This window comes from Pseudoalteromonas sp. SG44-5, from assembly GCF_014164175.1.
Lineage (GTDB): Bacteria > Pseudomonadota > Gammaproteobacteria > Enterobacterales > Alteromonadaceae > Pseudoalteromonas > Pseudoalteromonas nigrifaciens.
This window is the reverse complement of record NZ_JACJES010000017.1, coordinates 25,390-39,143: the sequence shown is the minus strand read 5'-3', so window position 1 is coordinate 39,143 and position 13,754 is coordinate 25,390. Positions and strand designations below refer to the sequence as shown.

The 13,754-nt window shown below is 38.4% G+C and carries 11 protein-coding genes; 8 read left to right on the top strand and 3 right to left on the bottom strand.

What is annotated here, in order from left to right; all coding sequences use genetic code 11:
- Positions 1-5 precede the first annotated feature (5 nt).
- On the bottom strand, positions 6-1,871 hold the full coding sequence (locus H5079_RS14280; RefSeq protein ID WP_182684348.1) for a GGDEF domain-containing protein: 1,866 nt from the start codon (positions 1,869-1,871) through the stop codon (positions 6-8).
- Between the two features lie 268 nt (positions 1,872-2,139).
- Here H5079_RS14280 and panP point away from each other — a divergent pair, with 268 nt between their 5' ends.
- On the top strand, positions 2,140-3,765 hold the full coding sequence (gene panP / locus H5079_RS14275; RefSeq protein WP_086993978.1) for a pyridoxal-dependent aspartate 1-decarboxylase PanP: 1,626 nt from the start codon (positions 2,140-2,142) through the stop codon (positions 3,763-3,765).
- A 63-nt stretch (positions 3,766-3,828) separates the two neighbouring features.
- Here the strand turns inward: panP and argE are convergent, their stop codons facing one another.
- On the bottom strand, positions 3,829-4,983 hold the full coding sequence (gene argE, locus H5079_RS14270; RefSeq protein ID WP_086993975.1) for an acetylornithine deacetylase: 1,155 nt from the start codon (positions 4,981-4,983) through the stop codon (positions 3,829-3,831).
- Between the two features lie 224 nt (positions 4,984-5,207).
- Between argE and argC the strand changes: the two genes are divergently transcribed.
- From argC to H5079_RS14235, 7 genes are all read left to right on the top strand, one after another.
- Positions 5,208-6,218, top strand: coding sequence for an N-acetyl-gamma-glutamyl-phosphate reductase (gene argC, locus H5079_RS14265; RefSeq protein WP_011328948.1), 1,011 nt, complete (start codon positions 5,208-5,210; stop codon positions 6,216-6,218).
- Entirely contained in the window at positions 6,219-6,986 is a 768-nt protein-coding gene (gene argB, locus H5079_RS14260) for an acetylglutamate kinase (protein WP_011328947.1), read from the top strand.
- A gap of 7 nt (positions 6,987-6,993) precedes the next feature.
- On the top strand, positions 6,994-7,926 hold the full coding sequence (locus H5079_RS14255; RefSeq protein WP_011328946.1) for an ornithine carbamoyltransferase: 933 nt from the start codon (positions 6,994-6,996) through the stop codon (positions 7,924-7,926).
- Positions 7,923-9,125 (top strand): argininosuccinate synthase, encoded by a 1,203-nt coding sequence (locus tag H5079_RS14250; RefSeq protein WP_011328945.1) that lies wholly within the window; start codon positions 7,923-7,925, stop codon positions 9,123-9,125. Before H5079_RS14255 ends, H5079_RS14250 begins: the two co-directional genes overlap by 4 nt.
- Positions 9,126-9,174: 49 nt before the next feature.
- Positions 9,175-11,040 (top strand): argininosuccinate lyase, encoded by a 1,866-nt coding sequence (gene argH, locus H5079_RS14245; RefSeq protein WP_182684347.1) that lies wholly within the window; start codon positions 9,175-9,177, stop codon positions 11,038-11,040.
- A 273-nt stretch (positions 11,041-11,313) separates the two neighbouring features.
- Positions 11,314-11,517, top strand: coding sequence for a hypothetical protein (locus H5079_RS14240; protein WP_182684346.1), 204 nt, complete (start codon positions 11,314-11,316; stop codon positions 11,515-11,517).
- Between the two features lie 1,062 nt (positions 11,518-12,579).
- The gene (locus H5079_RS14235; RefSeq protein ID WP_231613567.1) at positions 12,580-13,092 is read left to right on the top strand and encodes a hypothetical protein; all 513 of its coding nucleotides are present in this window, start codon (positions 12,580-12,582) and stop codon (positions 13,090-13,092) included.
- Positions 13,093-13,105: 13 nt separating this feature from the next.
- Here the strand turns inward: H5079_RS14235 and coaD are convergent, their stop codons facing one another.
- Positions 13,106-13,600 (bottom strand): pantetheine-phosphate adenylyltransferase, encoded by a 495-nt coding sequence (gene coaD / locus H5079_RS14230; protein ID WP_011328939.1) that lies wholly within the window; start codon positions 13,598-13,600, stop codon positions 13,106-13,108.
- Positions 13,601-13,754 lie beyond the last annotated feature (154 nt).

Genomic DNA, 13,754 nt, shown 5'->3' with positions numbered 1-13,754 from the left:
CTTTACTACTCAAATAATGGATTAACATGTGGCGCTGGGTGGGCAATGAAATTACCCTGCATTAGCGTCACATTTACTTTTTTGAGTGCCGTAGCAATAGCTTTGTTTTCTACCATAGAGGCAATTAGTTGAATATTTTGCTGCTTTGCAAAATTGGCCGTGTAATTAACAAATAGCGCCGTGTTCTCATCATTAACTATTTGCTTTATTAGCATGCCATCTAACTTTATTGCGTCAATTTCCAATTTTAAAATATTGAGTGTATTTGCAAAGTCATTGCCAAAACTGTTAATCATCACCTTGATCCCCTTACTTTTAACCATAGTTATAAATGCCCTTACGCTTGAATAATTGGCGATAACTTGTGGTTCAAATAAAACTAAAGTGATATTTGCAGGGTACGGATAGCGCTGTAACTCGTAAGCAATGTATTCATTTATGCTAGGGTCTAATATATCTTCAATAGTAATATTTAAACTCCAGCTAATTTGTGTTTTACGAAAGCGGCTAAGGCACTGTGAAAATAATGTACGGGTTAATAAGCCATCCATACGCAAGCGTATTACGGTATTTGAAAATGCATCGGGTTTTAAAATTTCGCCCTGTGAAGTCACTATTCGTGGTGTGCACTCGTAGTGTAGTGTTTGTTTAGACTCTATATCAATAACAGCCTGAAAATAGGGCACAACGCGCTTTTGCTCAAACGCTTCACGTACTTCTTTTGCTATTTCTAAATTATATAAATACAGCGACTTTGAGTCATTTATAGCCTCAGAGTAATTAACAACACTAAGGTTACCTTGTTTTGCCTGTAAAGCCGCAATATGGGCATTTTTTAGCAGTAACGACTTGTTTCCTCGGGCAATACCTGCACATAACGTAATGTAAATAAAGGGGTTGGTTAAAAATGGCGTATTAAAATTATATGATTGGATTAAATTACTTAGCTCTTCGTATGGGGTTTCTTTGGGGGTTAGTAACACCAGTTTATTGGTTGCTACACGATAAATACGATAATTTACATTGCTGTGCTTTTTAAAGTGTATTAGTAATTTTTTCATTACTTTGTCACCCACTTTAGTACCGTAAAAGCGGTTTATATTTTCAATTTCGTTCACCCAAATTATGGCCATTTGCATATGGTGAACAGGGGTATTTAAAAAATATTTTTCAAGCGCAATATGATTAGCAAAACCACTACCAGAGTCTCTCATGGCAGCGCGTTTAGTCGCGTAGTTATACATAATCAGCAACAATATAATAATAACTAAAAAAAAGCCGCCTAAAACAGCCGATGTTGAGGCGCTTTGCGCTAACTTATTATTAATAGTTTTAAGGCTTATATCGGCAGCAGTTAAATATGTAATGCCATTTTTATCAATATGCGGGATAAAAATAGTTTTAAAGTCGCCCCATTGATCACTCGATATTTCAAAAACAGGCTCAGTAGATAAAAAGGCACCAATATTAGCTTTAGTTGCCTCTGGGTATAAATCTAAAAACTGGGTTACCTTGCCACTATTTTGATCCTCTTGGGTGTAGCTAGAGGCGCTAAAATGAACCTTGCCATTAATTAACACCATAGAATACACGTAAGCAATATCGAGTGCTTGTGCAAGCTCAGAAAGCTGCTTACTTTTACTTTCGTAAGTTGCAAAGCTAATAGTTTGGGTTTTATTTATTTTACTGTGATAGTCATCGCCCAAAATATATTTAACGCTGGTGGCTGCATTAATAAGGCGATTATCGAGAGTGTTAATTACATCACTGCGAATGGTGCTATAAGTATAATAAACACAGATAATTAAACTGATTAAAAACAGCATAAAAGCGCTTATTAACCCATTTATTCTTAGTTTTCCTTGTAGCATATAATTCCCTTTTTATTGTTAAATTAATTATACGCAAAAAAAAAAAATGCCCAATGACTTAATTGATTTTGAATTAAAAAGATAAAAAACAGCCAAAATTAGTATTATTTGTCATGTCATTTAGCGTTTTTATGGCTTTAAGCGAGACATTTTCTTAATATTGCAGTAAAGTTAGCGCAATTATTAAAAACCCTGTTACTAAAATAGCACCTTAATTTAGTGTGTTTAATAGAGTAGCAGGCGTTTTAGCCACACACTAGGTATTAAGATGGATCAAAAGCGTTTTGCCGTCGCCTCTAAAGAAAGCCTTAAGCGTATATTTACTGTACCTGAAGCGCCAGACTCAACTTTAAGCAAAATAGAGCTTGAAATATCGAGTAATTTAGCAGGTTTTTTAAACGAAAACATTGCGGCAATTGAAAAACCATTACACGAAATTGAAAAAGACTTTCAGTCGGCGATGATCCCAGAGGATCCAACGTTTGTATCTGCTTATGCGCAAGATATAATGGAGCAGCTGGTTGCACACTCTGTGCACACCGCAGCGCCTAGCTTTATTGGCCATATGACTTCTGCTTTACCTCATTTTTTACTACCACTGTCAAAGCTAATGGTAGGGCTAAATCAAAACCTAGTAAAAATAGAAACCTCTAAAGCTTTTACCCCACTTGAGCGCCAAGTGCTTGGAATGATGCATCATTTAGCGTACGGGCAACAACACGAGTTTTATGCTAAATGGATGCACAGTGCAAAAACATCATTAGGTGCATTTTGCTCAGGCGGTACTGTAGCCAATATTACGGCGTTGTGGATTGCGCGAAATCGCTTATTAAAACCTGATGGCGATTTTAGGGGAATAGGCGCACAAGGCTTAATTGCTGGTATGCTGCATTACGGCTATAAAGGCTTAGCTATTTTAATTTCTGAGCGAGGCCATTATTCGTTAGGTAAAGCGGCTGATTTATTAGGAATTGGTCGTGAAAACTTAGTGGGTATTAAAACATGCGAAAACAATAAAGTAGATGTTAATGCCATGCGCGAAAAAGCCTTAGAGCTTGAAGCGCAAGGTATTAAAGTAATGGCCATTATTGGAGTAGCGGGTACCACAGAAACCGGTAATATCGATCCCCTTGAAGCGATGGCAGATTTAGCACAAGACATTAATTGCCACTTTCATGTTGACGCTGCATGGGGCGGGGCAACTTTGTTATCTAATACCCATCGCCATTTACTCAAAGGTGTTGAGCGCGCAGACTCAATTACCATTGATGCACACAAACAAATGTATGTTCCTATGGGAGCTGGGCTGGTGTTGTTTAAAGATCCAACCGCTACCGATGCAATTGAACATCATGCAGAGTATATTTTACGTAAAGGCTCAAAAGATTTAGGTAGCCATACACTTGAGGGAAGTCGCCCGGGTATGGCAATGTTAGTACATGCTTGCTTACGTGTAATTGGCCGTAAAGGCTACGAAATGCTAATCGATCGTAGTATTAAAAAAGCCCATTACTTTGCTAATTTAATTAAAGCAGATGAAGATTTTGAGCTGATCTCAGAGCCAGAGCTGTGCTTATTAACGTATCGTTATGTGCCTAAGCAAATAAAGCAGGCAATTGCAGATGCTGATCCACAAACACGGATTGATATTTTTGCCTCACTTAATCGCTTTACTGCAAGTATGCAAAAACGGCAACGTGAATCAGGGCGATCATTTGTATCACGTACGCGTTTAACGCCTACTCAATACGATAATCAGCCCACCGTGGTATTTAGGGTAGTACTTGCTAACCCACTTACATCAGGCGTTATTTTAAAAGAAATTTTAGCAGAACAAAAAGAGTTGGCTAAAACAGATCCGGTATTTAAAAAGTATTTAAGCAAGTATATGTAATTAAAATATTAGCTTAAATAAAAAAGACGCTATTTAGCGTCTTTTTTATTTTTATAATCGCAATTAAGAAAAGCTAAAACAACTCGCTTTAATTATATTAGTGATAATTTGCTGTGAAGGCTTAATTTTTTCCATTGCTAAAAATTCATCAGGTTGGTGCGCTTGGTTTATAGAGCCGGGGCCCATTACTATGGTTTCACAACCAAGCTGTTGAATAAATGGCGCTTCTGTACAGTAGTTTACTGCCACCGCTTTTTGCCCCGCTATTTTTTCGGCTAGTTTAACCAAAGCGCTATCGGTGCTACCAGTAAATGCAGGAATTGGTTCGTGTAAATCAATTACGCTTACGGCATTAGGGTATTGCTGGTTTATTTCGTGAGTTGCATCAAGTACTAACATTTGCAGCTCTTGCACGCTTAAGCCCGGTAATGGGCGCATATCTATATGCATTTCGCAGCAACCACAAATTCTGTTCGCGTTGTCGCCGCCATGAATATTACCAAAATTTAAGGTTGGATAGGGTATTTCAAAGTGTTCTATTGAATATTTATGCTTTAACTGTTCTTTTAAGATCAGTAGTTTTGTAATCACTTTGTGCATTACTTCGATGGCGTTAACACCACGTTCGGGATCTGAGCTATGGCCTGAGCGTCCGACTACTCTAATTGCGGTACTCATATGCCCTTTATGTGTAAATACTGGAGTCATATCAGTGGGTTCGCCAATTATACAGCGATCTGGTTTTAAATTTGGATGTTTACAAATTTGTTGAGCACCGGCCATTGTTGTTTCTTCATCGGCGGTGGCTAAGATCAAAATAGGCTGAGTTTGCTGTTTTTCATCAAGTTCACTAATAGCTTGCAGTACAAAAGCAAAAAAGCCTTTCATATCAATACTGCCTAAGCCATATAGTTTATTGTTGTGCTCGGTTAATTTAAATGGATTATGATTCCAGCGGCTATCGTCAAATGGCACTGTATCGGTATGGCCTGCGAGCATTAATCCACCATCGCCTTTACCGCGTTTAGCTAATAAATTATAGCGACCTTTGCCGCCTTCTAATTCAATTATTTCACAGCTAAAGCCTAAGCTTTCACACCATTGTGCCAGTAATTCAATAACATTTTTATTACTCATACACAGGCTATCTTCAATGGCACTAATAGAAGGCGCTGCAATTAATTGTTGGTACATAGAAATAAATGAAGGCAAAGACATAAAAAATCCAAAATAAGTAATCAATTTAATTGCATAACAATATAAAAGTATTTATGATGAATATCAATTCACTTTTTAAGCATAAATATTTTAAAAGTAGCGACATGAAAATAATACGACGATAATCAACATTCATTAATTAATTAAAGTCTTAATTAGCCCCAGAGCTAGTTTAAGCGAACAACATGGATAAGTAGTAACTAATTTTAAATAACGAGTAAACAATGAATGTAGTGATTATTGGCGCAAGCGGTTATAGCGGCGCAGAACTAGCAAGTTTAGTTGCTAAGCACCCTAAACTAATTTTAACTGGCTGTTATGTATCTCAAGGTAGCTTAGATAAAAATAAACTGCTGAGTGATTTATACCCCGAACACTTAGGGCTACTCGATCAGCCTTTACTGCCTCTTAGTGAATCTGCTTTTAGCGATATAGAAAACAGTGCCGATTACGTGTGCTTATGTACCGATCATAAAGTAAGCGTAGATTTAGCGCCGCGTTTTTTAGCCATGGGTAAAAAGGTATTTGATTTATCTGGCGGGTATCGCCTTGCGAGCAATGACGACTACGTTACTTATTATGGCTTTGAGCACCAACATCCAGAGTTATTAAATCAAGCTGCTTATGGTTTGGCTGAGTGGAATAGCGATGCTATTGCCGCGGCGCAATTAGTAGCCGTAGCGGGTTGTTATCCTACGGCTGCGCTTAATGCACTTAAGCCTTTGCAGCAGGCCGATTTATTAACAGAGCAAACAATTATAATTAATGCGGTATCGGGTGTAACCGGCGCAGGGCGTAAAGCTAGTATTGGTACCCATTTTTGCGAAGTGTCGCTTGCCCCCTATGGTTTATTTAATCATCGTCATGGCCCTGAAATAGAGCAACACCTTGGTCACAATGTTTTATTTACACCCCATTTAGGTAATTTCCCGCGTGGTATTTTAGAAACTATTTATGTGCAATTAAAGCCTAATGTCACCATTGAGCAAGTAACACAAGCGTACCAAGTACTTGCCGATGAGCCGTTAATTCGTTTACTGGGCGATAAAATCCCCTCAATTAAAGGCGTAGCTAAACAGCCATATGTAGATATTGGCTGGCAGCAACAAGGCACACAGTTAATTGTTATAGCTGCCATTGATAATTTATTAAAAGGCGCTGCAGGACAAGCTTTGCAGTGTATTAATTTATCAATGGGATTGGCGCATACCACAGGCTTAAAAGGATCGTTTTAAATGAGTAAAAAAACCTGGGTAATTAAACTTGGCGGCGCTGTACTTAATACAGAAAACGCGGCTAAAGCATTATTTTCAGTACTTAATGAGCAGCACAACGCGCAGTTTGTCATTGTGCATGGCGGAGGCGCGCTTGTAGATACTTGGCTTAAAGACGCTGGTTTTGCCAGTGCAAAGCATCAAGGTTTACGTATTAGCCCTAAAGAGCAAATGCCGTACATAGTGGGTGCGCTTGCAGGTTGTGCTAATAAACAATTAATGAGTGCGGCAATTAATGCTGGCCATAAACCAGTTGGTTTAAGTTTGTATGAAGCTGGTGTTACTGCCACGCAAAAACTAAAAGCATTATGTTTAGTGGGTAAATGTACCAGTAACGATGATTCGATTATTAACGATTTACTAAAAATTGGCCGTATGCCAATTGTCAGCTCAATTGGTTTTGACTTGCAAGGGCTTTGGTACAACGTTAATGCTGACGAAGCCGCCGCTGCAATTGCCAACAACTTAAACGCAGAACTAATATTTATGACCGATGTTGAAGCAGTGCTTGATGCAAATAAGCAGCCTTTACATCAACTAGATACAAAACACATTGATACTTTAATAAATGAAGGAGTAATTGTGGGCGGGATGGAGGTCAAAGTTAAGACCAGTCTTCACGCTGCCCAACACTTACGACGCGGTGTGTATATTTCCAGCTGGCAAAAGCCAGAAAACTTAACAGCTTTGCTGCAAGGCAAGCATGTCGGAACTAAAATTACACCATAGGTTTATTATGTTTGAGAATTTTTTAACGGGTTTAGAATTAGACCAACAAGGCGCACTTAACTTATTAAAGCTAGCGCAAGATATTAAAGCAAACCCTAAAAAATACAGCCAAGTATTGGCTGGTAAGTCAGTGGTTACTTTATTTGAAAAACAAAGCTTACGTACACGTTTATCGTTTGATATTGGTATAAATCGCTTAGGCGGCCATGCCGTGTATTTAGATCAACAAAATGGCGCGATGGGTGCACGTGAGTCAGTAAAAGATTTTGCTCTTAATATTTCTACCTGGGCAGATGGTATTGTAGCGCGCGTAAATCAGCACAGTACATTAACCACATTAGCGCAGTATTCATCGGTGCCAGTAGTTAATAGCTTGTGTGATTTATATCATCCTTGCCAAGCACTTGCTGATTTTTTAACACTACAAGAAGTGCATGGCGATGTGAGTCAATTAAAGTTAGCTTATTTAGGTGAGGGCAACAACGTAACGCATTCATTAATGTTGCTTGCTGCAACATTAGGTACAGACTTTGTTGCCGTTACGCCTAAAGGATGTTCTCCAGATTCACAAGTTCTGAAAAAAGCGGAACAAATAGCAGCAATGAATGGTGCGTCAGTAATGGTGAGCGACAGAGTAGAAGCTGCTGTTGGTGCAAACGCAGTATACGCCGACACTTGGGTATCAATGGGCGACACCACACCACTTGAGTTAGTAAAAGAAAAATACATGCCTTATCAATTAAATAAAGCATTATTAGAGCAAACCGGTGCAACAACAGTGTTACATTGCCAACCGGCACACCGTGAGTTCGAAATTACCTCTGAGGTAATGGACGGTCCAGCGTCAAAAATTATACAACAAGCCGAGAATCGTATGCATGCGCAAAACGCTCTGCTAGTTACATTATTAAATCCAAATTTTGTTAAGGAACACCTATGAGTTCATTTAAAAAAGTCGTTTTAGCCTATTCAGGTGGACTTGATACGTCGGCCATTGTGCCATGGTTAAAAGAGAATTACGGCTGTGAAGTTATTGCCTTTGTGGCCGATGTTGGCCAAGGTGCAGAGGAGCTTGAAGGCGTAGAAGCTAAAGCTATCGCATCGGGTGCTTCTGAGTGTTATGTAGTTGACTTAAAAGACGAAATGGTAAGTGATTACATTTACCCTACGCTTAAAACAGGCTCAATTTACGAAGGTACTTATTTATTAGGTACGTCTATGGCGCGCCCAATTATTGCTAAAGCACAGGTAGAAATTGCGCGTAAAGTGGGTGCCGATGCACTTTCTCATGGTTGTACAGGTAAAGGTAACGACCAAGTACGTTTTGAATCGTGTTTTGCAGCGCTTGCGCCTGATTTACAAGTAATTGCGCCATGGCGTGAATGGGATTTATCAAGCCGTGAGTCATTACTAGATTACTTAGCTGAGCGCGATATTCCATGCTCGGCATCGGCTACAAAAATTTATAGCCGTGATGCAAACGCATGGCATATTTCGCACGAAGGCGGCGAACTTGAAGATCCATGGTGCCAACCAAGTGAAAAAGTGTGGACCTGGACAAACTCTCCAGAGCAAGCGCCAGATAAAGCTGAACTAGTAACACTAAATGTAGTTGAAGGTGAAGTTGTTGCAGTAAATGGTGAGCAGCTTAAACCTTATGATTGTTTAGTTAAATTAAACGATATTGCATCGCCTCATGGTGTTGGTCGTGTTGATATTGTAGAAAACCGATTAGTGGGTATGAAATCGCGCGGTTGTTACGAAACCCCAGGTGGCACCGTAATGATGGCGGCACTGCAAGCCATTGACGAACTGGTGCTTGATAAAGCAAGCCGTAAGTGGAAAGAAGTACTAGGCGGCGAATTTGCACATTTAGTGTATGACGGTCGTTGGTTTACACCACTTAAAGACTCTATTTTAGCTGGTGCTGAAGCACTTTCTAAAGATGCAACAGGTGAAGTTGTGCTTAAGCTATATAAAGGCCAAGTTACAGCAGTGCAAAAGCAGTCGCCACACAGTTTATACAGCGAAGCGTTTGCTACCTTTGGTGAAGATGATGTGTACGACCAATCACACGCAGAGGGCTTTATTCGTTTATTCTCGCTTTCAAGCAGAATAAAAGCATTAGCTAAAAAGTAATTTTTACGCCCCTTGTTAAAAGGGGCAATATCGGGTTTGGAGAGATTTCATGGCATTATGGGGCGGGCGTTTTTCTACGGGTCCAGACGAGGCGTTTAAGCAATTTAACGACTCTCTTCCTTTCGATTATCAATTAGCAGAGCAAGATATAATAGGCTCTGTTGCATGGGCTGGTGCACTTGAGCAAGTTAATGTGTTATCAAGTGACGAGCACCAAGAGTTAGTTGCAGCATTGTACCAATTGCTTGAAGAAGTAAAAGCAGATCCACAAGCGGTAGCAACTTCAGGCGCAGAAGATATTCATTCTCATGTTGAAGCTGCGTTAATCGAAAAAGTAGGTGATTTAGCTAAAAAATTACATACAGGGCGCAGCCGTAATGACCAAGTAGCCACCGATTTTAGATTGTGGTGTCGCGATATTGCTGATCATATTTTAAAAGCCATTGCCCAGTTAAAGGGTGAGTTTGTTGCATTAGCAGAGCGTGAGCTTGGGACTATTTTACCAGGTTATACGCATTTACAACGTGCACAACCGGTATTGTTTAGTCACTGGTGTATGGCTTACGTAGAAATGCTAGAGCGTGATGAAAGCCGCCTGCAAGATGCTAAAGCGCGGATGAACTTTTGCCCACTGGGCAGTGGTGCATTAGCGGGTACGGCTTATCCAATTGATCGTCAAGCATTAGCACAGGGTTTAGGCTTTACAGGAGCGACTAAAAATAGCCTTGATGGCGTATCTGATCGTGATTTTGTAGTAGAGCTATTAAGTTGTGCGTCTATTTCGATGATTCACTTATCGCGTATGTCAGAAGATCTTATTTTTTATAACTCAGGCGAAGCCGGATTTATAGAGCTTGCGGATAATGTGACATCGGGCTCATCGCTGATGCCACAAAAAAAGAATCCAGATGCACTGGAACTAATTCGCGGTAAAACCGGACGCGTTTTTGGTGCATTTAGTGCCATGATGATGACCCTAAAAGCACTGCCACTTGCTTATAATAAAGATATGCAAGAAGACAAAGAAGGCATATTTGACGCTATGCCAACGTGGCTTGCCTGTATTCATATGGCACAAGCGTGTATTAAAGGTATTAAAGTAAAAGGCGAACGTACACTTGCAGCGGCAAAAGGTGGCCATGCAAATGCAACTGAGCTTGCAGATTACTTGGTAGCTAAGGGCGTACCTTTTAGAGAAGGGCACCATATTGTGGGTGTACTGGTACAATTGGCCATTAGTGAAGGTAAAACGCTTGAAGACTTATCGCTTGAGCAATATAAATCGGTAAGTGACGTATTTGCAGATGATGTTTATCCGGTACTAGAAATTGACGCCTGCATTAAAGCGCGTCAAGCACTTGGCGGAACATCAATTGAGCAAGTAACCAGCGCTATTAAAGCTGCGAAAAAAAAACAGCAAATAACGGTTCGTGATGCTAATTTAGACGATGTTGAATCGATTGCTAAGCTAGTTCAACATTGGGCTACGGTAGGCGAAAACCTACCACGGGCTAAAAGTGATATGGTGCACTCGATTAACGAATTTGCTGTAACCGAAATTAACGGCAAAGTATCGGGGTGTGCCTCACTGTACATTTACGACACAGGTTTGGCGGAAATACGTTCTTTGGGTATAGACCCACAAAGCGCAGTGTCAGGACAAGGGCGGCAGTTAGTTGAACATTTATTAGCGAAAGCCAAAAAATTGGCGTTAAATAGAGTAATAGTGCTAACCCGAGTCCCAGATTTTTTTGAAAAACAGCGTTTTAGCTTTTGTACCAAAGAAAGCTTGCCAGAAAAAGTAATGAAAGATTGTGAGCTTTGTTTACGTAAAGAAAACTGCGATGAAGTCGCAATGGAATATATTTTAAAGCTAAGTAATAAAGCGGAGATCCCGTGTAAATTCGTGGCTTAAACTCCCTAGATGTAAAAAACGTACGGGTTACCCTCGTGCGTTTTTTTATGGGTAAAAAACACTAATTTAAGTTATAAATATAAAGTTTTATGATTATTTCAAGGTGTTAATTAAAAGTTGGCACAGTGGTTGCTTTTGTTGTAAGTGTAAAATGTAGTAACAGCTTAGATAAAAACGTTGCTGCTAAATATAAGGTAAATTTAATTACCCTCTTTAAAAGGTGTAATACAAGATTTCGCCAACAATACAAAAACACTTACAAGGAATAATCACATGCAAGTTTCAGCTAACAGCCAACTACAAATGCAAGCATACAATAAAACGCAACAATTAAAGCCAGCAATGGAACAAACTGCTAGCCCTAAAACCCTGCAATCTGATACAGTAAGCTTCTCTCAAGAAGCTATGGCGGCCGCTGGTGCAGACCTTCAGCGTGGTGGGATTATACTTCCAGGTGGAAATCCTAAACCTAAGTGATTCATAAAGGTATTTGATGTTTATAACTGAGTTTTTTGGTTTTTTTTCGCTCTCAGCCCTGGTTATGTGGGGGTTTTTGATGGCCTTTTTTTTTAATCTCTTTGTATATAGCTTAGACGTTAAACGAAATACTACCTTATTACTCAGTTCACTTATTATGGTTGTTTCTTATTCTTCATCAGATTATTTTCTTACTTGGTTGTCAATTTACAATATTACCTATTTAGATTGGGCTTTATACGATTTTGCTACTTTAATATCTCTTTTCTTAGCTTATAAGTTTATTAAAATAACAACCCCTTCTTTCTTGTATTTAGTATGTGGCCTTTTCATTAATATGTTTTTACTGTTAATAATGCATATTGATGTATTTATCAACAAAAATGATCACCCTTGGTTTTTTTGGGACATATATACATTTGGTGTTACAACTATTGATTTCCTCATGATCATATCTCTAATTGTTGATCGAGACTTCCTTGGCTTACACAAGATAAAAAACAAAATTTTGTCTTTATTCAAAAAACCTAAAATAAACTATACCCCTTAACTATATGTATGTAGACTTTATTCTAGCCGATTATATAAGTGCATTTATTCAATGGGGCTTTTTAATGGCTTTTTTGTATTGCTTAGCTTCGAGTATAAATAACACAAATAAATCACTTTTATATATTGCAAGCATTATGCTTTTCTCGTATTCGATGAGTGAAGTACTTTATATGTTAAGTAATGTATACCTCAATTTTACCCTTTATGATTTATTAACAATTACAGTATTATTAGTTGTTTACTTTAAAACCTCTTCAATAAAAAATTGCCCCGCTATTAATTATATTGTAATCGGTTTAGCGTTCAATTCTTTGTTAATGTTAGTGATGTACTATGACTTATATATACTTGAAAACATTGACGAGTGGTGGCTTTGGAGTGTTTATTCAATTGGCGTTAACGTTATCGATTTACTTATGATTGCAGTGCTTTTTATAAATAAAGACTTTTTGGGTTTGATTGAGCTCAAACGCTTTATTTTTAATCGTAGTGTATTACAGCAGAATCAAATTGACCATTAGTGAAGCAATAGGCCAATCAATAGGCGCTTTTATTTTATGGGGCTTTTTAATGGCGTTTTTGTACACGTTAGTATCAAAAATTAATAAAAAAGACAAAGGTACTATCCAGCTCGCTTTTATTATGATGACTTCATATTTTTTAAGTGCATTCCTCGATTATGAAACAGTGACACTTATAGATTGGGCAACATACGATGTGCTGACAATTGGTGTAATTATTGTGTGGGGTGTATTGATTAAAAAGCCTAAACCAATTGCATTTATGTATTTAATCGTAGGACTAAGTATCAATGCTTGTTTGTTTTTTGCTATGTATTACGATATTTATGTTTTAGAACAAACCGAAGTTTGGTGGTTGTGGACTTTGTACGCAATAGGGATAAACGTTGTTGACTTATTGATGGTGCTAGTATTAATTATAAATAAAGATTTTTTAGGCCTAGTATGGGTATGTAACCAAGTTAAAGCGCGCTATATGCATAGAGCTAGCGCACTTAAGTAATGCGCTCGTTAGCTTATTTACTGTAGCTGCAACCTAGCTTTTTATTAAGTGCAGCCATTACAATAGGGTCTACAAATTCGCTTACATCACCATTATGGCGTGCCACTTCTTTTACTAAGGTTGACGAAATAAACGAATTTCGCTCTGACGGAGTTAAAAATACACTTTCTAAATCTGGGTTTAGGCGTCGATTCATATTCGCTAGCTGAAATTCATAATCAAAATCAGAAACCGCTCTTATGCCTCTAATTAATACATTAGCATTGTGATCGCGTGCCAAATCAGCAAGTAACCCTGAAAATCCTATCACTTTTACATTATCTATATGGGTTAAAAGAGTATTAGCTAGAGCTACACGCTCATCAAGGCTAAAGCAAGGCTGTTTACTGGGGTTATGAGCAATAGCAACGATAACAGTATCAAACATTTTTGAGGCACGTTGAATTAGATCTGTGTGTCCGTTAGTTAGCGGATCAAAAGTACCTGGATAAATTGCAGTGATTTTCATAAAGTATCGCTATGTATTATTTTTAGCATTAGTGTAACAGTGTTTTTTATACAAATCAGCCTAGTAAGTGGCTTTAATTGTCACGACTAAGCTATTACACAGAGTGTTTAATTATGCTGTTTTTGTTTATACTAGACAACTTATTGTACGAATT

Coding starts and splice junctions, on each gene's coding strand:
- argH (WP_182684347.1), top strand. CDS start 9,175: ATGGCATTATGGGGCGGGCGTTTTTCTACGGGTCCAGACGAGGCGTTT.
- panP (WP_086993978.1), top strand. CDS start 2,140: ATGGATCAAAAGCGTTTTGCCGTCGCCTCTAAAGAAAGCCTTAAGCGT.
- H5079_RS14240 (WP_182684346.1), top strand. CDS start 11,314: ATGCAAGTTTCAGCTAACAGCCAACTACAAATGCAAGCATACAATAAA.
- argC (WP_011328948.1), top strand. CDS start 5,208: ATGAATGTAGTGATTATTGGCGCAAGCGGTTATAGCGGCGCAGAACTA.
- H5079_RS14280 (WP_182684348.1), bottom strand. CDS start 1,871: ATGCTACAAGGAAAACTAAGAATAAATGGGTTAATAAGCGCTTTTATG.
- H5079_RS14255 (WP_011328946.1), top strand. CDS start 6,994: ATGTTTGAGAATTTTTTAACGGGTTTAGAATTAGACCAACAAGGCGCA.
- argB (WP_011328947.1), top strand. CDS start 6,219: ATGAGTAAAAAAACCTGGGTAATTAAACTTGGCGGCGCTGTACTTAAT.
- H5079_RS14250 (WP_011328945.1), top strand. CDS start 7,923: ATGAGTTCATTTAAAAAAGTCGTTTTAGCCTATTCAGGTGGACTTGAT.
- argE (WP_086993975.1), bottom strand. CDS start 4,983: ATGTCTTTGCCTTCATTTATTTCTATGTACCAACAATTAATTGCAGCG.
- coaD (WP_011328939.1), bottom strand. CDS start 13,600: ATGAAAATCACTGCAATTTATCCAGGTACTTTTGATCCGCTAACTAAC.